Source organism: Myxococcus stipitatus DSM 14675 (genome assembly GCF_000331735.1).
Classification (GTDB): Bacteria; Myxococcota; Myxococcia; order Myxococcales; family Myxococcaceae; genus Myxococcus; species Myxococcus stipitatus.
Window position 1 is genome coordinate 439,106 of the sequence record NC_020126.1, and the last position, 23,353, is coordinate 462,458.

Here is a 23,353-nt window from a genome sequence, read left to right on the forward strand (position 1 = left end):
GGAGGGATAGAAGGTATGACTTCGCATATTACGACGTACTACTACAGCGCCAGTGGTCCGACGCTGGATGCCTGTGCGTTCCTCGGTCAGCGCTACGACGAGGAGCGAGGCTTCAAGCCCTTCGAAGGTGAGTGCTGGGTGCTGAGCCTCCGGCCCAAGAGCAGTGAAGGCCTGACGGCGATGTATCACTTTGGCAGTACAGGATGGCTGACGAGACTGTGGCGCTCTCCCACTGGTGCGGTGTTCGCCAGCAGCACCACGGATTCGAAGGTGGTGTACCACCCGGACCTCCACGGGGACCCGAAGCACAAGTTCGAGAGCATGAAGTTGGGGGCCCCGATCAATGGCGTGTGGGGTCTGGATGACGACTTCGTGTTGGCCTGGGGCGCCACATTCGAGGGGACGAGGCACGTCTTCCGGTACGACGGCAAGAAGTGGAAGGAGTTGCCTGCACCCGACTTCGAGGTGCGAGCGATGCACGGCCTGGCCTCTGATTTTGTCTACGCGGTGGGTGTGGGAGGAGGCGTCGCGCGCTGGAATGGCAAGACCTGGAAGCACTTCCCGTCACCGACGGACGAAGTGCTCAACAGTGTCTTCGTGGCGGATGAGGATGAAATGTACGCGACGGGGGGCGCGGGCTCACTGCTCGAAGGCAGTGCGCACGGTTGGGGCCGAATTGCCGAAGGGCCCGTGCCAGGAATGCCGCTCCTGGGTGTGGCCAAGTGGAAGAAGGGGCTCTGGGTCGCCGCCGGCCAGTTCGGACTCTTCAAGCGGGTGGGGAGTCAGGACAAGATTGAGTGCATCAAGCCGAACCTGCCAGCCACGGACCTCGATGTGCGCGAGCACCTGCTCATCTCCTGCAAGGACAGGATTGCCGAGACGGCGGACGGCAAGGCTTTCGTGTCGGGTGGGCGTGACTTCCTCTTGAACTCGCGAGCGGGCGACAAGCTCGGGAAGATCATCTAACTCGGCCAGACAGAGTGTCGATGACGGGGAAGAAGGGGGACGAGAGCAATGCGTGTATGGATTCGGACTGACTACTACAGCGCCAGCGGTCCGACGCTGGACGCCTGCGCGTTCCTCGGTCAGCGCTACGACGAAGAGCGGGGTTACAAGCCCTTCGAGGGCGAGTGCTGGGTGATGAGTCTCCGCCCCAAGACGCGGAAGCGCCTGACGGTGAGGAGCCATCTGGGCAGCACGGGGTGGCTCAGTCGGCTCTGGCGCTCGCCCAAGGGGGCCGTGTTCGTCACCAGCATCACGGACGCCAAGGTGCTCTACCACCCGGACCTCCACGGGGACCCGGAGCACAAGTTCGAGAGCACGAAGTTGAGCGGGCCCCTCAATGGCGTGTGGGGCCTGGATGAAGACTTCGTGTTGACCTGGGGCTCCACGTACGAGGGGACACAGCACGTCCTCCGATACAACGGCAGGAAGTGGAGGAAGATGCCCGCACCGAAGTTCGCGGTGCGAGCGATGCACGGGTTGGCACCCGACTTCATCTATGCCGTCGGCGTCGGCGGAGGCATCGCGCGGTGGAACGGCAAGGTCTGGAGGCACTTCCGCTCCCCTACGAGGGAGGTGCTCAACAGCGTCTTCGTGGCGGCTGAAGACGAGCTGTATGCCACCGGCGGCTCCGGCTCGCTGCTGGCCGGCAACCGGCGCCGATGGGACTCGATGGCGGAATCCCCCGTGCCTGGAATGCCCCTGCTGGGCGTGGCCAAATGGAAGAAGAAGCTCTGGGTCGCCGGAGGCCGGTTCGGACTCTTCAAGTGGATGGAGAACCAGAACACGCTCAAGTGCATCAAGCCCAACCTCCGGGCCGTGGACCTCGACGCCCGTCAGGACCTGCTCATCTCTTGCGAGGACTTCGTCGCCGTGACCTCGGACGGCAGGACTTTCATCGCCGGTGGACGAGATGCCCTCATGAAGCTCCGCAAGGGCAAGAAGCTCGGACGACTCTGACCCACCCCCCGGTATTGACCCTTTTCACCCCCACCAGGAGACTCCCAGGTGGGCCACGCACACCTCTCCAGGAACCCGCCATGAAGCCAGCCCGGCAGCGCTCGAGACGACCCTCGGTGAAGCGGACCCCTTCGGCCCCCGCCGCACAGGCGCAGCCTGTGTCCGACGGCGCCGTGCGACTCGCCACGCTGCTGGCCGAGGAACCCCAGGGCTGGCGTGTGCGGCTCGGCGCCCGGGAGCTCGTCCTCTCGCTGGATGCCTCCGTGGACCCCGCGCTGATGCATGAGGCCCTCGAGGACGGCGCGCGGGTGCTCGTGGAGGCCTCCGCGACTCCCGTGGTGGTCGGCGTGGTGCAGACGTCCCGCGCGCTGCGCGTGGACCGCCAGGGCCGCGTGGACGCGCAGGTGGAGCGCTTCGAGCTCCAGGCACGTCAGGGCGCCACGGTGAAGACCTCCGGGGCCTTCTTGCAGGTGAAGGGCTCGGACGTGGAGCTCTACGGCACTCGCATCCTCACCCGCGCTCGCGAAGTGGCGAAGATTCTCGCGCGGATGATCAACCTGAACTGAGGCGACCATGTCCCTGACGACGAGCGGCATGTCCGCCGGCACCAGCAAGCAGAAGCTCAACTTCGTCCCCATGGCACCCAACGTGTGCCTGGTCCCCGCGCCGCCCCCGCCCGCGGGCCCGCAGGGCATCCCCGTGCCGTTCCCCATCACCACGGACACCGGCAGCATCAAGAAGCCGGTGCCGAAGGTGAAGCACAAGGGCGGCAAGGTGCCCAACACGGACTCGTCCTTCAGCGGCATCAAGGGCAACGAGGCCGGAGTGGGGCAGCTTCCCCCCTCGACGCCCAAGAAGGACATCGTCACCGGCGTGAACATGAAGAAGGGCTCCGCCATGGTGGGCTGTCCCAATTGTCAGGTCGGTGGCAAGAGCTTCCTGATGACGGGAAGCCCCGGCTTCGGCAACCACGGCTGACCCGCCCTCGCCATGTCCGAGCCTCTTCTCGCCCCCCTCAGCCATGTCGACACAGGGGATGTCGTCATCCGCGCGGAGCTCGGGCTGACCGCCTATCTCGCGGAGCCGGACTTCTGGGCACGCGAGGGCGCGCAGCGTGCGCTGGACCTGATGTTGGACCTGCCCACGGCGGACCTGCTCCGCTACTACACGACGTCCGTGATGACCGAGTGGGATGAGGTCGGCCCTCGCATGCTGAAGTCCCTGCGCGACGGGCTGACCTCTCGCGCGCTGCTCATGGAGAAGCCTCGGCACCTCTTCTTCTTCCGGCTGGCGGACGAGCCCAACTGTCCCTCGGTGGGCTTCTCGTACACGGAGATAGACCCGAGGCGGGCGACACGCGCGGCGGTGCTCGAGCTCACGCTGCCCCAGGGCCACACGCCCGAAGACCTCCAGTCGCTCGCCGTCGCGCTCACGGAGCTGGGCCCGGTGTACTCGCTGGTGGGCGGCTACACGGCGCGCTGGAACATGCTGTACCCGAAGCCGGCCTTCAGTGAGTTCTACCTGTGGGCCCAGCGCTACCTCGGCCTCGACATCCAGGACGCGGAAGAGTTCGCGCCCTTCGCCCCCGTGGGGCTGCCCGGGAGCAACTGGCTGACGTACCTCGGCGAGCCGCTGGCGAAGCCGCTCGAGCTGGACCTCGCCGCGCTGAAGCGCACCGCGTGGAAGCCTCCCGTGGAGACCTTGCCCGTGCGCTCAGGGCTGATGCTGCGTGCCGGCGCCAGGCCCACGATGGGAGACCTCAACCGCTTCGCCTATCCGGAGGCGTACGCGGAGGTGGCTCGGGCGCTCGAGCCGTCCTTCGCGACGGAGCTCCCCGAGTTCTGGGGGCCGTTCACGGACGAGCAGCGCACGGGGGCCTGGCTGCGTCGGCTCGTCGGCGCGAAGGACTGGTCGGCCTGAGGTGGGTCCTCGGGCAGCAGGAGGGGGAATGGCGAAGACGGGACCCGCGAAGAAGGCGGAGGCATCACGGAGTCTGGACCTGCCCAGGGCCCGTGCCTTGTTGGACGGGGTGCTCGTGGGCCTCCGTGACGTGAAGGACCCCGCGGTGCCGCTGCGTGCCTTGGAGCGGCACCTGACGGCCTCGCTGGGCGCGCTGTACCGCGCGCTCGCGGCCCAGGGAGACTCGGACGCGTTCACGCGCCACACGGAGACCGCGCGCGTCCGCGCCGAGGATGCGCTCCGGTCGCTGCGGGCCGCTCGCAGCAAGGACGCGGTGGTCCGCCGTCACGTCGCCGCGGTGGACGAGGTGGTGCGCGGCTGGCGTGACGCGGTGATTCGCACTCCGCTCGAGTCCGTGAGGTTGCCTCGGCCCGATGCCGACATCGTCCATCGGGCCCAGGGCGAAGTGCCCACGCTCGTGGAGCTGGCGCGCGAGCCGCTGTGGCCCGCCATCGTCCTCCAGTGGGAGGAGCCGCCGGACATGGCACTCCCGCCGGAGGTGGCTTCTCCGCCGGCGCTGCCCGAGGGCAAGCCCGTCACCCTGGCCTCTCTCGACGCGCTGCTCGCGCAGGCGAAGCAGCAAGCGGTTGCGTTGGCGGCTCCCGCGAAGCCGCCGAGGAAGAAGCGCGCCTCCGCCGCGAAGTCCCAGCCTCCGGTGGAGCAGGAGGACGTGGAGCGGGCGCAGTTCGGTGAGACGCTGCGACGCGAGGACGTGGAGCTGGCGCGGGCCCGGTCCTTCTTCGAGGACGTGGCGATGATGAGCCTCATGCGCCAGCCCGACGAAGGGGACTTGTGGAGCGACCTGCGCCCGGTGGAGGACCGGCTGCTGGCGCGCGTGGATGGCATCATCGGTTGTGGCACCTGGGTGTTGCCCGAGCTCGTGAAGCTCCTCGATGAGCGGCCCCTGCCAGACCCCGAGATGACGTGGGGCGTGGTGTTCCTGCACGGGTGCCTCGCGGGGGACGATGCGCTGCACCAGGTGGAGCGCTTGCTGCGCACGGTGGGGCTGGAGGTGCCCGAGGTGTTCGACGCCGCGGCCGACGCGCTCACCTTCGTGCCTCATCCTGGGACCGAGGGACTGCTGCGCCGGTGGCTGAAGGAGCCGGGCCTCTCGCGCCAGTTGGCGGTGCGGGCGCTGGGCCGTCGGGGCGAGCTGGAGGGGCGGGAGGCGTTGGGGCTCGTGTGGGGCGACTCACCGGAGCTGGTGCTGGAGGGGGCTCGGGCGCTGCCGCGGGCGCGCGGCGAGCTGGACCTGCGCGAGACGGCGCGGCTGCTGCGCGATGAGCGGGAAGAGGTGGTGGCGTCGGCCATCGAGGCGCTCCTGCTGCGTCGCTCGGCGTCGGGGCTCCAATACGCGCACGGGCTGCTGGCCGAGGGACGCGGCGGCTTCGCCCACGCGGCGCTGTGGACCGCGGTGGGCGGTGGCGTGGAGGCGCGGAAGGACTTCGAGGCGGCCCTGGCGGGCGGGCCGGTGTCTCCCGTCGTGGTGGAGGCGCTCGGTTGGTATGGCAGCCTGGCGTTCATGGACGTCCTGCTCGCGCGGCTGCGTGCGGGGAAGAAGGACGCGGTGGGCGCGCTCCAGCGGCTCACGGGGGCTTCGCTCACGGACGACGAGCCCGAGCCCGAGTACGAAAAAGGCGAGGAGCCCTTCACGGGAGGCTTCTCGCCGCCGCCGTTGGAGCTGGAGCTGTCGGTGGACGCGAAGGTGTGGACCGCCTGGTGGGAGAAGCACCGGGGGCGGGCCTCACTGACGAAGCGCTATCGCTGGGGCCACCTGTGGTCCCCGCAGGACAACCTGTGGGAGCTGGAGCACGCCTTCGCGAGCATGCGGGAGCGTCGGCTCGCGTGGCATGAGCTGGTGGCGCGCACGGGTGCCACCCATCCCTTCGACCCTCGAGACTTCGTCGCCCGGCAACAGGCGGCGGTCACCCGGTGGCGCGAGTCACCCGAGGCCCGGCAGGTGACTGCTGGCGCCTGGCCCCTCAACCTCATGCGCTGAGCTGAGATGTCCCTCCCCGAGCTCAATACCCGCACGCCCGCGACCGTCCAGCTCCTCCCCCAGTTCGGGATGGACGGAGCGCCTTGCATCGTCGTGGTCATCAAGCAGCGTTTCTCGGTCGTCCGAGTCGGCCACGTGCGGCGCGAAAGCGGAGCGCGGGTGCGGCTGGTGGACGAGCTGTGGGAGCCGGATGCGGAGGAGAGCAGCATCCGTCGGCCCTCGGACGCGGGCCTGCTCAAGCCGAGCACGGACGTGGTGGTGTCGGGCAGCGCCATGGCCCTCCACCGCGAGTCGGTGAAGGAGCTGGACGTCTCGGTGCGCGTCGGCCCGGTGAGCAAGCGGCTCAAGGTGTTCGGCACGCGCGTCTGGTATCCGGGCGTGATTGGCCTGTCGCTCACCCCGCCGCAGCCCTTCCAGGAGGTGCCGCTGCGGTGGGAGTACGCGTATGGCGGCATGGACACGAGCAATCCCCAGCGCCTGGCGCATGAGCCGAGAAATCCGCTGGGGCGCGGCGTGGTCGCGGACTCGGACACGCTGAAGCACAAGCCCGGTCCTCAGATTGAAGACCCCGAGGACCTCATCACGTCGTCGCGCTCGCGCCCGGAGCCCGTGGGCGTGGGCGCCGTGGGCCCGCAGTTCGAGCCGCGTGTGCGCTTCGCGGGGACCTACGATGACCGATGGCAGAAGGAGCGCATGCCGCTGCCGCCGCTGGACTTCGACGCGCGCTTCCTCAATGTCGCCGCGCCAGGGCTCATCTGTCCGTCGTACCTGAGCGGTGGCGAGCTGGTGGAGGTGGAGGGGATGAGCGCGCAGGGACAGCTCGGCTTCGAGCTGCCGAAGCTCGCCTTCGGCGTGGTGGCCGTGACGGCGCAAGGCGAGGTGGAGCATCGGCCCGCGATGGACACGGTGTTGCTCGAGCCCAATGAGCGGGCGTTCGAGCTCACGTGGCGCTCCGTCGTCCCCGTGCCGAAGCGGGCGCGTGAGCTGTCCGCCATCAATGTCTTCGAGAAGGCGTGGGTCTGATGACGACGCGCTCACCCCTGTCGTGGAACGCGAAGGGCAACGAAGTGGGGCCGTGCGCGATGGGGGCCTTCAATGGGCTCGCCTTCGATGCGCATCAGACGTGGGCCTTCTGGCGCGCGGAGGCGGTGGGCGTGACGGAGGGCCCGTTCCGCTGCGCCAACGGGACTCGCGCCACGATGATTTCCGCCCGCACGCTGCCGCCCCGGTTGTGGGGCGTGGAGCGGATGATGGCGCTGGTGGATGGGGCGCTCGCGGAGCTGGTGGCTCCGTTGACGGGCTTCCGGGGAGACACGCGGCTGGGGTTGTGGCTGGGCTTGCCGGAGCGCTACGGGGCCGAGGCCTCCAAGTCCCAGGGCGCCGAGCGCCGGCGCCTGGAAGGACACGTGAAGCAGTGGTGTGCGCGGAACGCGGGGGACGCTCCCGTCATCGGCGTGCCGCGAGGCCATGCCTCGCTCGCGTTCGCGCTGGCCGAGGCGTGCGCGGAGGTGGCCGCGGGTCAGCTCGAGGCGGCCATTGTCGGCGGCGTGGACACGTACCACGCGCCCGAGGTGATGGATGAGCTGATGGAGCAGGCCCGCTTGTTCGATGGGGAGAACGTGGACTCGCTGATTCCAGGCGAGGGCGCGGCGTTCCTGCTCATCACCCGCGCGCGCACGGCGAAGAGCGTCGGCCTGTCGCTGATGGCTCGGGTGGAGTCCGTGGGCATGGCCCAGGAGTCGGGCTCGCTCTTCTCCGACACCCCCTGCACCGGGACGGGGTTGACGCAGGCGATGCGCGCGGCGACCGCGCTGCAGAGCGCCGCGGGTCAGCGATTGGAGTGGCTCCTCGGGGACGTGAACAACGAGCCCCACCGCATCGAGGAGTTCCAGCTGGCGCTTCCTCGGGCCATGGCGCCCGGAGGCATGGCGGGGGGGAAGGACTACCGGCCGGTCGCGGTGGAGGACCTGCCCATCGACCTCCTCCCGCTGCGCTTCGGAGACCTGGGGGCGGCGACGTTGCCCACGGCGGCGGTGCTCGCGTCACAGGCCTTCCTCCGAGGGGCTCCGGCCGCGACGAGCTGTCTGTGCGTGGGCAGCTCCCTGGGGCCCGATAGAGGGGCCGTGCTGCTCCGCGCGGTCATGGGCGGGGAAGCGGGCAGACAGCGGCCCACCGGCCTGGTGCCTTGAAGCAGGTGCGGTAGGTTGGCTCCTTGGCACCGAGGCGGGGCCTCGGGTGTCCACGCGATATGCGATGTGCAGAGTGACGTTGGTGCACGGGAGTCCAACGAAAGGAGCCTTCCCCATGAAGCGCTATCTGAGGGGTGTGCTGGTGGCGGCGGTGGTGTTGGGCGCGGGTGTCGCGGTGTCCGAGCCCAAGCAGGACGCCATCAACCTGCGAGTCGCCCGGGAGCAATACAACCTGGTGATGACGTCCGACACCGTGACGGGGCAGGACTTCCAGGTGTCGCGGATGAGGAACGGGCTGCGAGGGCGGACCTGGCTGGGCGTCATCGACGTGACGTTCAAGAACGGCACGGTGAAGGGGGCCCTCGCTGGCGCGGTGGTGAACCTGGACGTGAAGCGTGAAGGGGACACGCTGGTGGCGGAGGGCGGCTTCGGTGGGCGCCCCGCCAACGTGAAGATGACCCCGGACGAAGTGACGGTCTATGTCCGCGACTGCACGTACCGGCTGAAGGCGCGCGAGGCGGGGCGCTCCTATGCGGGCAAGCGCAGCTGTGACACATCGCTGGTGCCCGAGACGGAGGTGTGGCTGCCCGACGAGTTCCTGGCGGCGAGCCCCGAGGAGAAGGCCACCCTGTTGCTCCTGGCGTTGTGAGCCGACCTTCGCTCAGCCCGCCCGAGGGCGTGGCAGGTCCACGGTGAAGGTGGAGCCCACGCCCAGCTCGCTGCGCACGGCGATGTGGCCGCCCATCGCCTCGACAATCTGGCGCGAAATCCAGAGGCCCAGTCCGAAGCCGCCGTAGTTGCGCTCGGACACGGCGCGCTCGAAGCGGTGGAACAGCCGCGACAGGTGCTCCTCGCCGATGCCGATGCCCCGGTCGCGCACCTCCACGCGCACCGAGTCCTCCAGGGATGTCACCACCACGTGCACGGGGTTGCCGCGCCCGTACTTCACCGCGTTGCTCACCAGGTTCGTCAGCACCTGGTCGATTCGCAGCTTGTCCCAGAGCCCCGAGGACTCCGGCGCCAGGGACAGCTCCAGCCGCGTGCCCGTGCGCTCCAGCTCCGGCTCGAAGCGCTCCACCACCTCGCGCACCATCGCGGACAGGTCGAGCGGCTCGGGGCTCAGCTCCAGCCGCCCCGCGCTGATGCGAGACACATCCAGGAGCTCGTGGATGAGCTGCGTCTGCCGCTTCACCTGCCGGTCCACCACCTCCAGCGCGCGTCCCAGCCGCTCCGGCGTCAGGCCCGAGGGGGAGCGCGCCAGCCCCGCCATCAAGCTCTGCACCTGCAGCTGGAGCGCGCTGATGGGCGTCTTCAGCTCGTGGCTCGCGATGGAGAGGAACTCCTCGCGCAGGCGGATGGCCTGCCGCGCCTCGCGATAGAGGCGGGCGTTGTCGATGGCCAGCGCCGCGCGCCTCGCCAGCTCCTGCGCCAGCGACAAGTCCTGTGCGTCGTAGTCGCGACGGGACGTGGCGAACGTGAGCGCGCCCAGCGTCTGGCCTCGCACCTGGAGCGGCACGCACAGCCACGCGCAGACGCCCGTGCCGCCGGGGCTCCGCGCGCACTCGGGGGTGTTCGTGCGCGTGCGCGTGCGCAGCTCCGCCTCGTTGGAGGCCACCACCCGAGACGCGACGGCGAGCCCTGGCGCGGGGTGTCCGTCCTGGGCGCGCAGTCCCAGGTCCTCGTGCGCGGACGCCACGCAGCGCACGGTGCCGTCCGGGTCCGTGAGGAACACGCCGCAGGACTCCGCGTAGGACGGCACGGCGAGGTGGGCCACGCGCTCCAGCGTCTGCTCCTGCTCCAGGCTCGCGGCCAGGACACCCCCGGCCTCGGCGAGGAAGTGCTGCGCGGCCTCGCTGCGGTGTCGCTCCGTGACGTCCACGGCCATGCTCAGCACCTGCTCGGGGCCACCCCCCGCGGGCTGCACGAGCGCGGTCCACAGCGCGACCTGGAGCGGAGTGCCGTCCTTGCGCTGTCGCCGCATCACCGCGCCGCCCAGCGACTCACCCCGGCCGGCCTTCTCCAGGTTGCGGCGGAACTCCGCCTGCTTGTCCGCGGGCACCACGGGCAGCACCTGGCCCAGCACCTCCTCGGGCTTCCACCCGAAGATGCGCTCCGCGGCCGGGTTCCACAGCCGCACCGTGCCGTCGCTGTCCACCAGGATGATGGAGGCGGGGGACGCCTGGATGATGGCGGCCAGCCGCTCGTTGACCTCGGCCAGCTCCTCTCGCGCGCGCTGCTCCTGCTCGAGCAGCCGGGCCCGAGCCATCGCCTGTCCCGCGTGGTGCGCCAGCAGCTCCAGGAACGCGCGCTCGTCGGGAGCGAAGACGCGAGGCTCGGTGAAGGCGAACAGCAACACGCCCAGCACGCGGCCCTCGGCGAACAAAGGCAGACAGGTCGACGCGGGCGAGGGGGCGCGCATTGTCTGGCTGCGAATCACATCCAGCTCGGGATAGCGGTCCGCCATCGCCTCCGGGGACTCCACCCAGATGGGCCGGGCCTCCCGGATGGCGTCCTTCACGGGATGGGGGCCATCCAAGGGGAGCCTGCCGAAGGACTTCTCGAGCGCCTGGGGGTCTTCGTAGCCGGAGCACCGCAGCAGCCGCGCGTGGTCTCCCTCCACCACCCACAGCACGCCGCGCGCGGCGCCGACCGCCTCCACGCCTTGCTCGACGATGACCTCCGCCACGCGCTCGGCGGACAGCACGCGCGACAGCTCCGCCGTCACCCGCTGCAGCCGCTGCAGCCGCCCCGCCGCCACCTCCGCCGCCTGCCGGGCCTGCTTCTCCGCCGCGTACGCGCGCGCCACGTCCAGCGCCAGGGCCGCGCGGTCCGCGAGCTCCTGGAGGAGGAGCTGCTCGCCCGCGTCGACGGTGCGCTCGGCCTCCGCGGGGTCCTTCCACACGGTGAGCGTCCCCAGGCTCCGCCCCCGCGCGCGCAGCGGCAGCACCATCATCCGCGTGAAGGGGAAGTCCTTCAGCAGCCCATGCTGCTGCGGCGGCAGCCACTCGCGCAGCGACTGCGGGTCCAGGTCCGGCACCCAGAGCGCCTCGCCCGTGCGCAGCACCTCGTGGGAGGGTCCCTCGTCCGCGCGCACCGCCGGGGGACTGAGCGTCTGGAACAACCGCCGAGCCTCCGGCGTGGCGGCGGCCGAGGCCACGGTGCGCAGCCAGTGGCCATCCTCCGACACCAGGCGCAGCGTGCATGCAGCACCCAACAGCGGCACCACCAGCGCGCACAACCGCTCCATGACGGCGGGAGGCTCCAGGCTGGCGTCGGCCAGCACGCGCGACGCCTCCGCCAGCAGGGCCAGCCGCTCCTCCACCTCCGGGGTGTGGGCCCCGAACTGCCGCGCGTCTGAATACCGGGATGCTGCCATGGTCATTGCGCCCCCGCGCCGGCATGGGAGCACGGGATGGTGGCGTGAGGCAGATCCCCGGTTGCCCTGCGGCCCTCCTTCATGGCTGGACAACATCCGCCCTTCCGGGACTGTTCGCTCCGGACGCACGCTCCGTCGCACACCAGCCGGCGGAGATGGGCCGGGGGAGGGTGTCGCACATGCGCGCACCCGGACGTTGGAATCCACGGAAGGGGGCGTCGGGTGGGTTGCTCCTCTCTAGGGTTCGGCTAAAGGGGGGGCCGTGAAAGACACCTCCACTGGTGCGTCGAGCGGGGAGGCTGTTCGGGAAGGCCCGGACACCTTCAAGCGCACGGCGCTCCTGGCCCTCGGGGCCCTGGGCATCGTCTACGGTGATATCGGGACGAGCCCCCTGTACGCGTTGCGCGAGTGTTTCACCGGCCCGCACGGCATCGCACCCACTCCTCAGAATGTGCTGGGGGTGCTGTCGCTCATCTTCTGGACGCTGCTCATCATCGTCTCGGTGAAGTACCTCATCTTCGTGATGCGGGCGGACAACCGGGGCGAGGGCGGCATCCTGGCGCTGATGGCGCTGGCCATGCAGCGCCAGCGGGGACAGTCCACGCCCGTGGCCCGCCCGGTGCTCATCACCCTGGGCATCTTCGGCGCCGCGCTGCTCTACGGCGACGGCCTCATCACGCCGGCCATCACCGTGCTCAGCGCGGTGGAGGGCCTCAGCGTGGCCACGCCCGTGTTCGAGCCCTTCATCGTCCCCATCACCCTGGCCATCCTCACGGTGCTCTTCGTGGTGCAGCGTCACGGCACCGCGCGCATCGGCTCCCTCTTCGGCCCGGTGATGTGCGTGTGGTTCTTCACGCTGGCCGCGTTGGGCGTGAAGGAATTGGTGCACAACCCCGCTGTCCTGAGCGCGCTGTCGCCCGTGCACGGCGTCATGCTCCTGGTGCACAACGGCTGGCACGGCTTCCTCGTGCTGGGCGGCGTGTTCCTCGTCGTGACGGGCTGCGAGGCGCTCTACGCGGACATGGGCCACTTCGGGTGGAAGCCCATCCGGTGGGCCTGGTTCAGCGTGGTGCTGCCCTCGCTGATGCTCAACTACCTGGGCCAGGGCGCGCTCCTCCTGCGGGACGCGAGCGCCGCGCGCAACCCGTTCTACCTGCTGGCCCCGTCGTGGATGCTCTACCCGCTGGTGGCGCTGTCGGCCGTGGCGGGTGTCATCGCGTCGCAGGCCCTCATCTCCGGCGCCTTCTCGCTGACCCGCCAGGCCATGCAGTTGGGCTACAGCCCGCGCATGGAGGTGGTGCACACCTCGGCGGAGGAGATGGGCCAGATTTATCTGCCCGGCATCAACTGGGCGCTGATGGTGGGCGTCTTCACGCTGGTCGTGACGTTCCGCTCCTCCAGCGCGCTGGCCTCCGCGTACGGCATCGCGGTGTCCACCACCATGGTCATCACCTCCATCATGGCCTACGTCGTGGCGCGCGAGCGCTGGGGCGTCAGCCGCGCCCTGGCCATCCCCGTCGCGGGCCTCTTCCTCACGGTGGAGCTGTCCCTCTTCAGCGCCAACGCGATGAAGCTGGCGGACGGTGGCTGGTTCCCGCTGCTGCTGGCCGTCGTCATCTTCACGCTGATGACCACGTGGAAGCGCGGCCGGGCCATCCTCGCCGCCAAGCTGCGCGCGTCCAGCATCCCCCTGAAGGAGCTCCTGGGCAGCTTCGGGGACCATCCGCCCCTGCGCGTCTCCGGCACCGCCATCTTCATGACGGGCAACGCGGAGGGCACGCCCCCGGCGCTCCTGCACAACCTGAAGCACAACAAGGTGCTGCACGAGCAGGTGGTGCTCCTGACCATCCTCTCGGAGGACGTGCCGCACGTCCCCGGCGCCGAGCGGGTGGTGGTGGAGCCCCTGGAGCAGGGCTTCGTCCGGGTGGTGGCCACCTACGGCTTCATGGAGAACCCCAGCATCCCGGACGTGCTCAAGCGCTGCCGGGAGAAGGGGCTCCAGTTCCAGCTCATGGGCACCAGCTTCTTCCTGGGCCGTGAAACGCTCATCCCCACCAAGCGCCCCGGCATGGCCGTGTGGCGCGAGGCCCTCTTCTCCTGGATGAGCCGCAACGCTCGCAGTGCGACCGCCTACTTCCGGATTCCCCCCAACCGCGTGGTGGAGCTGGGCAGTCAGGTGGAGCTGTAATCCCCGCCTTCTTCGGCCCCAGGCCCTCTTCGTGAGGGCCGGGGCCGGGAAAATGCGCGGGAAATTCCTTTCGAGCCGCCGTGCCTCCACCCGTGTCCTTCCGGGTGGAAAAGCCGCCTGGATTGGAATCGTTCTGAATCACCATCACTTTCCCTACGGTGTCCAGAAAGACGCACTGCGTCTGATGCCTCAGTGATGGTGTAACTCTTCGGAAACACGGCGATGAGATGGGCGATAATGGGGTGGAACCTACCCCGTGAGGCGCCCTGATGCCGTGCGGTGAGTGTGGGTCTCTGGAGGCCTGGCGCTCACTCCAGGTGACACGGAGGCGGTGTTTTCGTCCTGCTCCGGCGTAAAATTACCGCCCACCAGCAACAAATCACGCGACGCGGCGAGAATATTTTCACCAGACAGAAAAAGTCCTGTACTGGCGGAAGTCTCTTCGTTTACAGTGTTTTCAGGTGTCGCGCAGAACCCCCGTGTCCGAACTGAGGTCAGCCCCCATGCTCGACGTCGCCCCCCACGCCGCCGCCTCGCTCCTCTCCTCTGGCCTGTCTTCGATTTCGCCCGCGGTGACACCGTGGACGGAGCAGCCGCAGCGCGACTGGTCGAACCTGGCGCCGCACACGGTGCTGTCGGCCGCGGAGCTGTACCCGCGCATCTGCGTGAGGGACCCGTACTTCGCGCTGAAGGACGTGACGGTGATGGGACAGGGCGAGGTGGTCGCGCGCATCCCGGTGCAGCAGGACCCGGACGCGGAGGCGGGCATCATCGGCATCGCGGAGGCCGGCCGCCACATGGCCATCCTGGGCTCGTGCGCCGCGGCGCTGGTGACGCCCAAGGACGGGCAGCACTTCTACCTGGCGTGCGGCGCGCGCGGTGAGTGGCTGAACCGCGGCGCGGTGGGGCGCGCCACGGACCTGCTCTGGGGCCTGGCGCAGGCGTCCCTCACGGGCAAGCGCACGGCCACCGCGCGCACGCTCCTGTCCAACTCGGACGGCACCCCGGTGTTCCGCCTGGAGGTGGACTACAACGTCCTCTCCGCCGCCGCCTTCACCCGCCTCTTCGGCGAGGCGCGCGTGGAGATGCGCCGCGAGCCCCGTCGCGACGACGGCGTGCAGCGCACCCCCGAGGAGTGGGCGCGGATGCGGCAGAACCCCTACTCGAAGGCGCTGGCGCTGCACGACTGGCGCCCGGACGGTGAGAGCCTCACCGCCTCGCTGGGCCCGGTGACGATGGACCTGTGCAAGGGCCACTTCGCGCTGCACCCGGTGATGCCCGTCGCGGTGGTGGCCAGCGGCATGACGCGGGTGGCGACCACGCTGCTGCGCAAGCTGGAGGGTGCGCCGTGGGCCCGCGTCCTGGCCAAGGACGTGCGCCTGAAGGCGGACAGCCTGGCCTACGCCGGCCAGACGGTGACGTTCGGCGCGGCGCGGCGCTCGCACGAGGGTGCCGACCACACCTTCACGTGCCAGGCCTCCGTCGGTGAGCGCGTCGTCGCGGAGCTGGACGTCACCTTCGAGCGCGTGGAGTAGTCACTCCCAGGTGATGTCGTAGTCCACGCGGTCGATGCCCTGCGGATGGGCCTTCGCCGTACCCTTGAGTCCCAGGACCTTGAGCGCGCCGGTGAGGATGCCCTCGTGGTACGCGGGGGGCAGCATGTCCCGCCTGACGCGAAGCGTGCCGGACTTGGGCCCCGTCGTCACATACTCGCGGGTGCCGTACGTGACGGCCGCGCTGTAGCCCATCTGCGCTCCGGAGAAGAGCTTCTGCGGGTCTCCTCGGGAGATGATGCCGAAGATGAGCATCCCGGGGCCCGTGGAGTAGCGCGTGACGTTGGACTCGCCGCACGCGTGGTACACGGCGTCCTCCGTCCCCAGGTCCTGCTCGAGCGCGTCCGCCGCGACGTAGAGCAGGTTCAGGAACTCGCGCACGGAGTAGGTGCGCAGGTCCGAGTAGTCCTTGGCCAGGTCCCCCACGCGCACCTGCTCCAGCGCGGCCAGCCCCGCCTTCTGCTGGATGAGGCTGAACACGGCCTTGAAGAACAGCCCGCGCACCGCGTCGCCGGGCTGGGTGGCCGCGAGCCTCGCGGCGAGCTCGGCCTTGTTGGACGGCATGTCTCCTCTCCTCCTCCAGCCCCTGGGATGCGAAGTGGCGTGGAGCTTAGCCTCACGGCGAAACCGGGGGCACCTCATCCAGCAGCACCGGCGCGAAGCCGGCCGCGTCGCATGACGCCAGCACGTAGCGCACGCCGGCCCGCTCTCCGGTGAAGCCCGCGGGGATGCCGGTGGAGTGCAGGTGGCCGTACACGCAGACCTTGGGCTGGAAGGCCTCGATGGGGGCGCTGAAGGCGGTGGCCTTCTCGTTGGCGTACAGCGGCGGGAAGTGCACCGCGGCCACGCGCACCAGCGGCGTGGGGCTGGCGGCCTCCTTCTTCTTCGCGTCCTCGATGGAGGTCGCCAGGCGCCGCGTCTCCCGCTCCACGTAGCCCAGCTCCAGCGGCTCATCGCCCATCTCTCCGCCGGGCATGGGGGGCGCCTCGGGCGCGGTCCACAGGCGCGTTCCCGCAATCACCCACGGCCCCATGACGGCGGCGCTGTTGTGCAGGAAGGCCTCCAGCGTGCGGAACGGCTCCAGGAGCTTGCGCAGCTTCGACGCCGAGTCTCCCCACCAGTAGTCATGGTTGCCGCGCACCAGCACCTTGCGCCCCGGCCGCGCGTCCAGCCAGGCCAGGTCGTCCATCACCTCGTGGGGGCGCGTGGCCCAGGAGATGTCTCCGGCGACGATGACCACGTCCTCCGGCCTCACCCGCTCATCCCAGGCGCGCTGGAGGGGGAGGGGGTGGTCCGTCCAGCCGAAGCGCTGCATGTCCTTCTGTCGGGTGGAGGGGAGGTGGGTGTCGCCGATTCCGAAGAGCCGCATGGGCCCCTCATAGCGGATGCCGTGGCCTCCAGGCCCCAGAACTCCACGCGGGCGGCCCACGCCCGTTTGCCTCCGGGCGGACCGTGCCTCCCGGCCCTGTTTCCGGCCGGGCGCGAAAAGATGGAAGTCACGAAAATATATGTAACGACTTTTTACGTATCACCTGTCTCGAAACACGCCACTGCGACAGGTGCGGCCATTTCCGGGGGTGGAGGCGGGTGGTTCAGTGTGGGGCTCTTCCTGATTTCAACGGGTTGAAATGTTGAGTCGGGAATTGGGGATTGAGAACCCGTTAGAGAGGTGGAGCATGGATGCACCACCTGGCCTGGAGGCCCCCAGCGAAACACGGGGAATTCCTGGTTGGCATGCATGGTGCTCAAGGCCAGTGGCTGTACCGCGCCCAATGGCGGGTGCGGAACGCAGAGCTGCTTGACCCCCCGAAGGAGCTCCATCCCCATGCACGTGTTGAGCAAGACGTTCGCGGCGACGGCCGCCGCGCTGGCGCTGTCCGCCTGCGGACCCCAGCCCCAGCAGGAGACGCCGCCCCCCGAGGCCCCTCCCGCCGCGGAAGTTCCGGCACAGACGGCGGAGGACATCGCGGCCGAGTCCCGCGACGCGGCCCGTCGCACGCCCGAGGAGCTGGACGCGCTGTTCGCCCAGGCGGCGCGCGAGTTCGATGTTCCGGTGAGCCTGCTCAAGGCCATCTCCTATGTGGAGACGCGCTTCGAGCACATCCAGGGTGAAGAGGAGTTCGAGGGCCGTCCCGCGGCGTTCGGCCTCATGGCCCTGCGCGGTGACAAGCTGACGGACGGCGCGGCGCTGGCGGGTGTGTCCGCCTCGGCGGTGCGTGACGAGCCCCTGGCCAACCTCCGCGCGGGCGCGGCGCTGCTGTCGAAGTACGCCTCGGAAGAGGGCATCGACCGCAAGGACCTGGGCGCGTGGGCCACGGCGGTGGTGAAGCTGTCGGACATCTCCGACGCGGAGGCGCAGGCCAGCTACATCCACAACGAGGTGTACTCGGCGCTGCGCGAGGGCGCGGGTGCCTTCACGCCGCGAGGCAAGGTGGCGGTGTCGCTGGAGGGCTCGAAGGTGGAGGCGAAGTTCGCCCTGCCGAAGCTCCAGGCGGGGCTGGCGGCGCTGGCTCCGGACTACGCGCCGGCCATCTGGCGTCCGTCGCCCAACTACAACGCTCGGCCCTCGGGCACGAACGTGTCGATGATCATCATCCACACGTGTGAGGGTGGCTACTCCGGGTGCTGGGGCTGGCTGACCAACTCCGCGGCGGGCGTGAGCGCGCACTACGTCGTCAACGAGAGCGGCAGCGAGGTCTCCCAGCTCGTGCGCGAGTCCGACCGCGCCTGGCACGTGGGCGCCAGCTACAGCTGCAGCCTCAACGGCAACGTGGAATGCGGCCTCAACGGCACGTCGGTGAACCACTTCTCCGTGGGCATCGAGCACGGCGGCTACGCCAGCCAGGCCTCCTTCCCCGCGGGCCAGATCGACTCGTCGGCGAAGCTGTCCTGCGACATCTCCAAGGGCCAGGGCATCACCCGCGACAGCTACCACATCGTCGCGCACGGCCGGCTCCAGCCGTCGTCCCGCACGGACCCGGGTCCCAACTGGCCGTGGAGCAGCTACATCAGCAAGATCAAGAGCTACTGCGGCGACGGCGGCGGCACGGGCACCATCGTCGTGGACAGCCACAACGCGAACAACGACTCGGCGAAGGCGCGCACGGACGTGCCCGCGTCGTGGGCGTCGGGCACCAGCGCGGGCTACTACGGCAGCGGCTACTACTACGCCTCCACGCAGCCCATCTCCGAGCCGGTGGTGTTCAACTTCTACATGCCGGCGGCGGGCACCCGGACCATCGATGCGTGGTGGGTCGCGGGCACCAACCGCTCGCCCTCCGCGCCCTTCATCATCACCCACTCGGGTGGCAACAGCACGGTGACGGTGAACCAGCAGGCCGGCGGCAGCGCGTGGAACGCGCTGGGCACGTACTCGTTCCCCGCGGGCTGGAACAAGGTGCAGCTCAGCCGCTGGGCCACCGAGGGCTACGTCGTCATGGCGGACGCCATCCGGGTGCGCTGACGTGATGAAGCGAGGCCTCGAACGGGTGCAGCGTTCCTGGCCGTGGCGGGCGCGGTGGTGTTGGACCGCGCTCGCCGTGCTCGGCGTCGGATGCTCTGGCCGGTGTGGCGGAGCGTCGGGCGCCGGGCCGCTGTCGAAGGAGGAGGCGCGCGCCATTCCGGGCGCGGTGGTCTTCCTGTCGGAGCGGGCGGGACAGAAGGATGTGTGGCAGGTGAGCCCTGACGGGACGGAGACCCAAATCACCCGAGGGCCGGAGGACGACTATCCCGGGCCGGTGTCGCCGGATGGGAAGTCGTTGCTCGTGGTGGCCGTGCGCGAGGTGGACGGGTTGCAGTTCCAGCAACTCCGCGTCCAGCCCCTGGCGGGTGGAGACGCGGTGCCGCTGCATGCGCCCCGGGCGCGGGCTCGCAACGCGGTCTGGGCACCGGATGGCTCGTGGCTGTCGGCGGAGTCGGATGCCCAGGGCTTCAGCGACGTGGTGCGCCTGGAGCCTCGCGCGGACGTGCCGGAGGTGCGGCTGACGCAGGTGAAGGAAGGGTGCTTCGAGCCCGCCATCTCCCCCGACGGCCAGGAAGTGGCCTTCGTGTGCAGCCGCGAGGGAGACCCTGAAATCTACGTGGCGAAGGCGGACGGCACGAACGAGCGACGGCTCACCGCGTTCCATCGCGAGGACCGTGCTCCGGTGTGGAGTCCGGATGGGAAGTGGATTGTCTTCGTCAGCGACCGGGAGAATCGGGAGCGGCTGTATCTGATTCGGCCGGATGGCTCGGACCTGCGCGCGGTGTCTGGAGAGTCCTTCTCCGGCGATGAGCGCGAGCCCGCCTTCAGTCCGGACGGGAAGCACCTCGTGTACGTGAGCCGGGAGCCGGAGGCGCGCGCGCGGCTGTGGCGTGTGCCGGTGGAGGGCGGTGTGCCGGTGGCGCTGACGGAAGGGCAGCGGCGCGACGACATGCCGGCCTGGAGTCCGGACGGGAAGTACCTGGCCTTCGTGTCGGAGCGCGAGGGCAACACGGACGTGTACCTCATGCGCGCCGACGGCAGTGGCCAGACGCGGCTCACCACCGCGAAGGAGCCGGACTGGTTGCCGCGCTGGGTGGCGCGTCGCTAGCGAGGATGCTCGTGTGAGCGGACCTGTCGGCCTGGACTCCCTCCGTCGCGAGGGAGTCCGGGCGGACGTCACTCGATGGGCGGGTGGAGGCCGGGGTAGAGCGTGAGCATCAGCCCCCAGCCCGGTGCGGTGACCACGTTGCGAGGCACGGCGTTCGCTTCGCCCTCCACGCTCACCTGGAAGGACTCCACGGCGAGCCCGGTGTGGACGTAGACGAACAGCCCCTCCTCGGAGGTGCTCTCCTGGTTGACGCTGCTCAGGTCCGCTGACGGGTAGTAGATGCGGTCGGCGAGCTCGGTTCGATTCGGCACCACGCGCACGCCCGCGCGAGGCCGTCCGTTCTCATCCACCACGCGGCCCAGCGCGAAGCCCGCGTCGCGGAGGGCTCGCGCGCGGTTCTCGGTGTGGCCGAGCAGGCGCGTCTCACCGAGGGCCGTGCTGAGCGCGTCGTGGAAGGACTCGGGAAGCGCGTAGGCGCGAGTCTCGATGAGGTTCGTGCGCGGACGCGAGCCGGTGAAGGTGCTGTCGTAGATGATGCTGCTGGTCCGCAGGAGCCCGGGGCCACTCATGCCCACGGCGAGCCCCACGTTCACGTCCTTCACCCGGATGCCCGCCACGCCGAAGGCTCCCGCGTCGTCGAGCGCGCTCGTGCCGAAGGTCGCGTCCAGGTCGTTCACCGCGACGCGCAGGGGCTCCTCGATGGTGACGGAGAGTCCGCTCAGGGAGGGCTCGGACCTGCCCGTGGCGGCGAGCCAACGCGCGGCCTCCGGCAGCACGCGGGCCTGGCCGCTGACGCGGATGCTGAGGTTGTCCACGTCGACGGGCTCGGAGTCCTCGGTCCGGTAGCCAGGGTCCGGAGCGGAGTCATCGGAGCCGCAGCCCGACGACGTCAGGCCGAGCAGGACGCAGGATGCCAACAGGAGTCGGTGCTTCATGCGCGGGCAACATCGGCATGCCCCGGGTGGGTGGCAATCCACCGCCCTGTTCATCGTCCCCTGTCCGACGACTGGAGACGGAGGGCCAAGCGCAAACAGAGACACCGGACCCCTTGCGAGGCCCGGTGTCGGGAATCCATCAAGTGTGGGGCGGCGACGCGCCTGCTTGCTCAGTCCACGTCGCCCAGGGGAGCTCGTGAGAGGGACGGCCTCACGGACTCAGCGCCAGCCGCCGCGGTCGTTGCCCTGCGAGCTGGACTTGCCGCCACCACCGCCCGAGCTGCCACTGGACCCTCGGCCTCCGCCGTTGCCCCAGCCCCCACCGCTGCTGTTGCCGCCACTGTTCCCACTGCTGTTGCCGCTGCTGCCGCGCCCGCCGCCACTGCCCCAGCCTCCGCCGCTGCTGTTGCCGCCACTGTTCCCACTGCTGTTGCCGCTGCTGCCGCGCCCGCCGCCATTGCCCCAGCCGCCGCCGCTGCTGTTCCCACCACTGTTGCCGCCGCTGCTGTTCCCACTGCTGTTGCCGCTGCTGCCGCGCCCACCGCCGTTGCCCCAGCCCCCGCCGCTGCTGTTGCCCCGGTCGTTGTCGTTGTCGCGCTCACCGCGCCCGTAGCCACCGCCGTTGGAGTTGCCTCCGTTACCGCCCGCGCTGCCCCAGCCACCGCCGTTGGAGTTGCCTCCGTTGCTGCCGCCATTGTTGTTGCCGTACCCGCGTCCCGGCCTGTCGGAGCCACGGTCGTCATCGTCATCCCGGTCACGCCGCGAGCCGCCCTGATTGCCTCGGCCATAGCCGCCGTTGCCCCAGCCGCCGTTGTCGTCATCGCGGGAGCCGCCGCGAGGAGGCTGCGTGCCCCAGCCCGTGCCGGACGGAGGAGGGCGGTTCGTCGGGCGGTCATCGTCACGCGAGACATGGCGACGCGACGGCTGCTGCGAGCGGCCCCGGGAGTAGCCATAGCCCGCGGAAGCGCCATGGGTCCGGTCGAACACGTACCCGCGGCTGCGCTCCCAGCGATACGCCCGGCCGGAGCTCGGGTAGTAGTCGTGCGAGTGACGCCCGTGCTGGTGACACGAGGAGCCGTGCGGGTCCAGGTGGAAGTCCCAGTACCAGACCAGCGTGGGGCCTCGGTAGTAATACACGTCGTCGGTGTAGGTGTAGTACGTCGTCGACGGGCGGTAGCCGTGCGAGTGGACGTGGGTGTACGGGCACCAGCCGCCACCGTCATCATCGGGAACGGGGTGGTCACCCGAGTAGCTGTAGTCCACCACCACGCTGCCGCCGCCGTGCCGGGCGGGGCCATGGTAGTGGGCGTAGCAACCCGTCCCCATCATCAGGGCGAGAGGGATGGCGAGTGCGAGCAGTCGGCGCATGTGACGAGTCTCCCGTGCGAAGGGCACCATCAGCCAGTCCCACTTCGCGACCACGGGCCCTCTGACGCCTGGCCGGGAAGAAAATTCACCCCGGAGCTTCTTGCCTGGCTGCCCGCTGTTTAGGGGACTGTGCCCTGGTGGACAGCGCACGGGATGGTGTAGGTGCGCCAGAGGCGCGACGCGGAGGCCGGGGCAAGCCGGACCCGTCGCGCGAGGAGAGGGCACCTTCATGGAGTCGAATGCTGGTTGGGGGAGAGGGGCCATGTGCCCGCTTCATCCGGAGAACCTCGCGCAGCGGACCTGTACGCGCTGCGGCAATTTCATGTGCGACCTCTGCGGAGAGCACGGCACCCAGTCTCAGTGCCCCTCCTGCCGGAAGAGAGAGGGCCGGACCTTCCCCCTGGACCGCGACAACTGGACCATCAGCGGCCTCTTCGAGGTGGCCTGGGAGGCCTTCAAGCGCGAGTGGGTGATGTTGACCGTCTGCTCGCTGTTGTTCCTGATGGGCATCGCGGTCGGCGGCGCCATCTCCGAAGTGATGAAGCTCATCGGCGAGAAGATGGGCGGCGCCGCGAGTGTCGTGTTCATCCTGATGGGCACGGTGCTCTCGTGGGTGGTGCAGGGCGTCGCCATCATGGGGATGATGCGTGTCTGCCTGGATGTGATTCAGGGACAGCGCGCGGACGTGGGGCGCCTGTTCAGCCAGGTCAGCAAGGTGGGGACCTACGTCGTCAGCAACCTGCTGGCGGTCGCCATCTTCCTCCCCGTCATCCTGCTGTGCATGGCGGTGATGGCCGGAGCCTTGGTGGCCGTGGCGGGCATCAGCCTGACGGACCTGAGCTCGGTGAGTGACTTCAAGCAGCTCATGGAGATGACCCAGGCCACCGTGCTGCTCGCGGCGGTGGGGCTCTGCATCCTCATCATCGCCATCCCGAGCATCTGGATGGGCATGCCGCTGGCCCTCGTCTCCGTCGCGCTCGCGGACACAGACAACCCCAACGTCATGGACGTCATCCGCAAGTGCTTCGGCTATGCGAAGGGGCAGCGCCTGTCGATGTTCGGGGTCGCCTTCCTGGCCACCCTCATCCTCATCGTGAGCTTCCTCCTGTGCTGCCTGCCCATGATTCCCGCCATGGGGTTCTTCTACGTGCTCTTCGCCGGCCTCTACCTGTCGCTCAGCCGGGGCGAGCAGCGGGAGTCCTGACGTCTCGTCTCACCGCGGCGCCCGTGAAGTCAGGCGGGCGCCGGGGCGG

General features: G+C 69.6%; 19 protein-coding genes. 14 read left to right on the top strand and 5 right to left on the bottom strand.

All coding sequences use genetic code 11. The annotated features are described in order from the left end of the window. The first annotated feature begins 15 nt into the window (after positions 1 to 15). From MYSTI_RS40405 to MYSTI_RS01760, 9 genes are all read left to right on the top strand, one after another. On the top strand, positions 16 to 966 hold the full coding sequence (locus MYSTI_RS40405) for a hypothetical protein (protein WP_015345968.1): 951 nt from the start codon (positions 16 to 18) through the stop codon (positions 964 to 966). A 48-nt stretch (positions 967 to 1,014) separates the two neighbouring features. Beyond that, entirely contained in the window at positions 1,015 to 1,962 is a 948-nt protein-coding gene (locus MYSTI_RS01725; protein ID WP_015345969.1) for a hypothetical protein, read from the top strand. Positions 1,963 to 2,042: 80 nt separating this feature from the next. Beyond that, a complete protein-coding gene (locus MYSTI_RS01730; RefSeq protein ID WP_015345970.1) occupies positions 2,043 to 2,528 on the top strand; it encodes a hypothetical protein in 486 nt (161 codons plus the stop codon). A 7-nt stretch (positions 2,529 to 2,535) separates the two neighbouring features. Further along, positions 2,536 to 2,940: a PAAR-like domain-containing protein gene (locus MYSTI_RS01735; protein WP_015345971.1), complete on the top strand. Its 405-nt coding sequence runs from the start codon at positions 2,536 to 2,538 to the stop codon at positions 2,938 to 2,940. Between the two features lie 12 nt (positions 2,941 to 2,952). Next, a complete protein-coding gene (locus tag MYSTI_RS01740) occupies positions 2,953 to 3,882 on the top strand; it encodes a type VI immunity family protein (RefSeq protein ID WP_015345972.1) in 930 nt (309 codons plus the stop codon). Between the two features lie 28 nt (positions 3,883 to 3,910). Next, a complete protein-coding gene (locus MYSTI_RS42815; protein ID WP_015345973.1) occupies positions 3,911 to 5,920 on the top strand; it encodes an amino acid adenylation domain-containing protein in 2,010 nt (669 codons plus the stop codon). Between the two features lie 6 nt (positions 5,921 to 5,926). Beyond that, a complete protein-coding gene (locus MYSTI_RS01750; protein WP_015345974.1) occupies positions 5,927 to 6,943 on the top strand; it encodes a DUF2169 family type VI secretion system accessory protein in 1,017 nt (338 codons plus the stop codon). Then, the gene (locus MYSTI_RS01755) at positions 6,943 to 8,109 is read left to right on the top strand and encodes a hypothetical protein (RefSeq protein WP_015345975.1); all 1,167 of its coding nucleotides are present in this window, start codon (positions 6,943 to 6,945) and stop codon (positions 8,107 to 8,109) included. Before MYSTI_RS01750 ends, MYSTI_RS01755 begins: the two co-directional genes overlap by 1 nt. Before the next feature lie 115 nt (positions 8,110 to 8,224). Further along, entirely contained in the window at positions 8,225 to 8,758 is a 534-nt protein-coding gene (locus tag MYSTI_RS01760) for a hypothetical protein (RefSeq protein ID WP_015345976.1), read from the top strand. 12 nt (positions 8,759 to 8,770) lie between these two features. On the opposite strand, the gene MYSTI_RS41430 is transcribed toward MYSTI_RS01760, so the two are convergent. Then, entirely contained in the window at positions 8,771 to 11,485 is a 2,715-nt protein-coding gene (locus MYSTI_RS41430; protein WP_233278132.1) for a sensor histidine kinase, read from the bottom strand. 262 nt (positions 11,486 to 11,747) lie between these two features. Here MYSTI_RS41430 and MYSTI_RS01770 point away from each other — a divergent pair, with 262 nt between their 5' ends. Together MYSTI_RS01770 and MYSTI_RS01775 are read left to right on the top strand one after the other, a co-directional pair. Further along, positions 11,748 to 13,673, top strand: coding sequence for a potassium transporter Kup (locus MYSTI_RS01770; protein ID WP_015345978.1), 1,926 nt, complete (start codon positions 11,748 to 11,750; stop codon positions 13,671 to 13,673). A gap of 503 nt (positions 13,674 to 14,176) precedes the next feature. Beyond that, the gene (locus MYSTI_RS01775) at positions 14,177 to 15,208 is read left to right on the top strand and encodes a hotdog family protein (RefSeq protein WP_015345979.1); all 1,032 of its coding nucleotides are present in this window, start codon (positions 14,177 to 14,179) and stop codon (positions 15,206 to 15,208) included. Here the strand turns inward: MYSTI_RS01775 and MYSTI_RS01780 are convergent, their stop codons facing one another. Both MYSTI_RS01780 and MYSTI_RS01785 read right to left on the bottom strand, forming a co-directional pair. After that, the gene (locus MYSTI_RS01780; protein WP_015345980.1) at positions 15,209 to 15,790 is read right to left on the bottom strand and encodes a TIGR02265 family protein; all 582 of its coding nucleotides are present in this window, start codon (positions 15,788 to 15,790) and stop codon (positions 15,209 to 15,211) included. A gap of 52 nt (positions 15,791 to 15,842) precedes the next feature. Then, positions 15,843 to 16,595 carry a metallophosphoesterase gene (locus MYSTI_RS01785; RefSeq protein WP_015345981.1) on the bottom strand — a complete coding sequence of 251 codons (753 nt, stop codon included), beginning with the start codon at positions 16,593 to 16,595 and terminating at the stop codon, positions 15,843 to 15,845. Between the two features lie 456 nt (positions 16,596 to 17,051). Here MYSTI_RS01785 and MYSTI_RS01790 point away from each other — a divergent pair, with 456 nt between their 5' ends. Both MYSTI_RS01790 and MYSTI_RS01795 read left to right on the top strand, forming a co-directional pair. Then, positions 17,052 to 18,689: a golvesin C-terminal-like domain-containing protein gene (locus MYSTI_RS01790; RefSeq protein WP_044278319.1), complete on the top strand. Its 1,638-nt coding sequence runs from the start codon at positions 17,052 to 17,054 to the stop codon at positions 18,687 to 18,689. 76 nt (positions 18,690 to 18,765) lie between these two features. Next, complete coding sequence (locus tag MYSTI_RS01795) at positions 18,766 to 19,797, top strand: TolB family protein (RefSeq protein ID WP_015345983.1); 1,032 nt, start codon at positions 18,766 to 18,768, stop codon at positions 19,795 to 19,797. 68 nt (positions 19,798 to 19,865) lie between these two features. Here MYSTI_RS01795 and MYSTI_RS01800 read toward each other — a convergent pair whose 3' ends face one another. Together MYSTI_RS01800 and MYSTI_RS01805 are read right to left on the bottom strand one after the other, a co-directional pair. After that, positions 19,866 to 20,732 (bottom strand): hypothetical protein, encoded by an 867-nt coding sequence (locus MYSTI_RS01800; protein WP_015345984.1) that lies wholly within the window; start codon positions 20,730 to 20,732, stop codon positions 19,866 to 19,868. A 219-nt stretch (positions 20,733 to 20,951) separates the two neighbouring features. Then, positions 20,952 to 22,100: a hypothetical protein gene (locus tag MYSTI_RS01805; protein ID WP_084668287.1), complete on the bottom strand. Its 1,149-nt coding sequence runs from the start codon at positions 22,098 to 22,100 to the stop codon at positions 20,952 to 20,954. Positions 22,101 to 22,362: 262 nt separating this feature from the next. Between MYSTI_RS01805 and MYSTI_RS01810 the strand changes: the two genes are divergently transcribed. Then, on the top strand, positions 22,363 to 23,304 hold the full coding sequence (locus MYSTI_RS01810) for a B-box zinc finger protein (RefSeq protein WP_015345986.1): 942 nt from the start codon (positions 22,363 to 22,365) through the stop codon (positions 23,302 to 23,304). Positions 23,305 to 23,353: the final 49 nt, after the last annotated feature.

What these genes read in the sequence shown, in the direction of transcription:
- MYSTI_RS40405 (WP_015345968.1), top strand. Translation starts at nt 16, where the DNA reads ATGACTTCGCATATTACGACGTACTACTACAGCGCCAGTGGTCCGACG.
- MYSTI_RS01725 (WP_015345969.1), top strand. Translation starts at nt 1,015, where the DNA reads ATGCGTGTATGGATTCGGACTGACTACTACAGCGCCAGCGGTCCGACG.
- MYSTI_RS01730 (WP_015345970.1), top strand. Translation starts at nt 2,043, where the DNA reads ATGAAGCCAGCCCGGCAGCGCTCGAGACGACCCTCGGTGAAGCGGACC.
- MYSTI_RS01735 (WP_015345971.1), top strand. Translation starts at nt 2,536, where the DNA reads ATGTCCCTGACGACGAGCGGCATGTCCGCCGGCACCAGCAAGCAGAAG.
- MYSTI_RS01740 (WP_015345972.1), top strand. Translation starts at nt 2,953, where the DNA reads ATGTCCGAGCCTCTTCTCGCCCCCCTCAGCCATGTCGACACAGGGGAT.
- MYSTI_RS42815 (WP_015345973.1), top strand. Translation starts at nt 3,911, where the DNA reads ATGGCGAAGACGGGACCCGCGAAGAAGGCGGAGGCATCACGGAGTCTG.
- MYSTI_RS01750 (WP_015345974.1), top strand. Translation starts at nt 5,927, where the DNA reads ATGTCCCTCCCCGAGCTCAATACCCGCACGCCCGCGACCGTCCAGCTC.
- MYSTI_RS01755 (WP_015345975.1), top strand. Translation starts at nt 6,943, where the DNA reads ATGACGACGCGCTCACCCCTGTCGTGGAACGCGAAGGGCAACGAAGTG.
- MYSTI_RS01760 (WP_015345976.1), top strand. Translation starts at nt 8,225, where the DNA reads ATGAAGCGCTATCTGAGGGGTGTGCTGGTGGCGGCGGTGGTGTTGGGC.
- MYSTI_RS41430 (WP_233278132.1), bottom strand. Translation starts at nt 11,485, where the DNA reads ATGGCAGCATCCCGGTATTCAGACGCGCGGCAGTTCGGGGCCCACACC.
- MYSTI_RS01775 (WP_015345979.1), top strand. Translation starts at nt 14,177, where the DNA reads ATGCTCGACGTCGCCCCCCACGCCGCCGCCTCGCTCCTCTCCTCTGGC.
- MYSTI_RS01780 (WP_015345980.1), bottom strand. Translation starts at nt 15,790, where the DNA reads ATGCCGTCCAACAAGGCCGAGCTCGCCGCGAGGCTCGCGGCCACCCAG.
- MYSTI_RS01785 (WP_015345981.1), bottom strand. Translation starts at nt 16,595, where the DNA reads ATGCGGCTCTTCGGAATCGGCGACACCCACCTCCCCTCCACCCGACAG.
- MYSTI_RS01790 (WP_044278319.1), top strand. Translation starts at nt 17,052, where the DNA reads ATGCACGTGTTGAGCAAGACGTTCGCGGCGACGGCCGCCGCGCTGGCG.
- MYSTI_RS01800 (WP_015345984.1), bottom strand. Translation starts at nt 20,732, where the DNA reads ATGAAGCACCGACTCCTGTTGGCATCCTGCGTCCTGCTCGGCCTGACG.
- MYSTI_RS01805 (WP_084668287.1), bottom strand. Translation starts at nt 22,100, where the DNA reads ATGCGCCGACTGCTCGCACTCGCCATCCCTCTCGCCCTGATGATGGGG.
- MYSTI_RS01810 (WP_015345986.1), top strand. Translation starts at nt 22,363, where the DNA reads ATGTGCCCGCTTCATCCGGAGAACCTCGCGCAGCGGACCTGTACGCGC.